This window comes from Mycolicibacterium tusciae, assembly GCF_002086795.1.
GTDB classification, from domain to species: Bacteria; Actinomycetota; Actinomycetes; order Mycobacteriales; family Mycobacteriaceae; genus Mycobacterium; species Mycobacterium tusciae.
In genome coordinates this window covers 1-1,736 of record NZ_MVIM01000051.1, presented here as the reverse complement: position 1 = coordinate 1,736, position 1,736 = coordinate 1, and the positions used below count along the sequence as shown (strand labels likewise).

Here is a 1,736-nt window from a genome sequence, read left to right as displayed (position 1 = left end):
GTTGGAGCGGGTGTTGGTGGGGTTGGTTGCTGATCCTTCGCGGCGGTTGTCGTCGGTGGATGTGGTTGATGGTGGTGGGCGTGCTTGGTTGGATGTGGTGGGTAATCGGGCGGTGTTGATGGGGTCGGTGCCGGTGGGGGTGTCGGTTCCGGAGTTGTTCGCTGTGTATGTGGTGGCGTGTCCGGATGCGGTGGCGGTTACCTGTGGGGAGCGTTCGTGGACTTATCGCGAGGTTGATGAGGCGTCGAATCGGTTGGCGCACTTGTTGGTGGGGCGGGGTGCGGGGCCGGGTCGGTGTGTGGGGTTGTTGTTCCGCCGGTCGGCTGAGGCGATTGTGGCGATGTTGGCGGTGTTGAAGTCGGGTGCGGCGTATTTGCCGATTGATCCGGTGGTGCCTGCGGCGCGGTTGGATTTCATTCTTGATGACGCGGCGCCGGTGGTGGTGGTGACGACGGCGGGGTTGGCTGAGCGGTTGGTTGATTGTGGTGTGTCGGTGGTCGATGTTGGCGATCCGGTGGTGGGTGAGCAGTCCGGTGTGGGGTTGCCTTGGCCGGCGGCTGATGATGTGGCGTATGTGATCTATACCTCGGGTACCACTGGTGTGCCTAAAGGTGTTGCGGTGAGCCATCGTAGTGTGACGCAGTTGTTGGGGTCTTTGGATGCTGGTTTGCCGCGTCCGGGGGTGTGGCCGCAATGTCATACGTTGGCTTTTGACGTGTCGGTGTGGGAGATCTTTGGCGCGTTGTTGCGTGGTGGGCGTGTGGTGGTGGTGGCTGAGGAGGTGGCGGGTTCGCCGCAGGATTTCCATGCGGTGTTGGTGGCCCAGGGTGTGGATGTGTTGACGCAGACGCCTTCTGCGGTGCGGGTGTTGTCGCGGCGGGGTTTGGAGTCTGCGGCGTTGGTGGTTGTTGGTGAGGCGTGTCCGGCTGAGGTGGTGGATCAGTGGGCGCCGGGGCGGGTGATGATCAATGCCTATGGTCCGACCGAGACCACGATGTGTGTGGCGATCAGTGCGCCGTTGAGTGCGGGGTCGGGGGTGCCTATCGGTGCGCCGGTGGCTGGGGCGGCGTTGTTTGTGCTGGATAAGTGGTTGCGTGTGGTGCCGGCCGGGGTGATCGGTGAGTTGTACGTGGCCGGTGGTGGGTTGGCGTATGGCTATATCGGGCGGGCTGGGTTGACGGGGTCGCGGTTTGTGGCGTGTCCGTTCGGGGGGCCGGGGGCGCGGATGTATCGCACTGGGGATTTGGTGCGGTGGGGTGCTGATGGGCAGTTGCAGTATCTGGGTCGTGCTGATGAGCAGGTCAAGATTCGTGGGTATCGCATCGAGTTGGGTGAGGTTCAGGCGGCGTTGACGGGTCTTGATGGTGTTGATCAGGCGGTGGTGATCGCTCGTGAGGATCGTCCGGGGGATAAGCGGCTGGTCGGTTATGTCACTGAATCTGTTGGTGGGGCAGTGGATGTGGGTGCTGCGCGGGCGCGGCTGGCTCAGCGGCTGCCACCCTATATGGTGCCCACGGCGGTGGTGGTGCTGGCTGGGTTGCCGTTGACGGTGAACAACAAGCTCGATATCCGCGCGTTGCCGGCACCGCAGTATGCCGATATCGAGCAGTACCGTGCACCCACCGATGCTGTGGAGGAGATCCTGTCGGGGATCTATGCCCAGGTCTTGGGACTGGACCGCGTGGGTATCGATGACTCCTTCTTCGACCTCGGCGGCGACAGCATCCTCGCCATGC

Annotated in this window: 1 protein-coding gene; it reads left to right on the top strand. The window is 63.1% G+C overall.

Annotation, left to right across the window (positions count from 1 at the left end; genetic code table 11):
- Window positions 1–1,736: non-ribosomal peptide synthetase (locus tag BST47_RS30050; RefSeq protein WP_122984579.1), on the top strand; the 1,736-nt coding region annotated here is incomplete at both ends.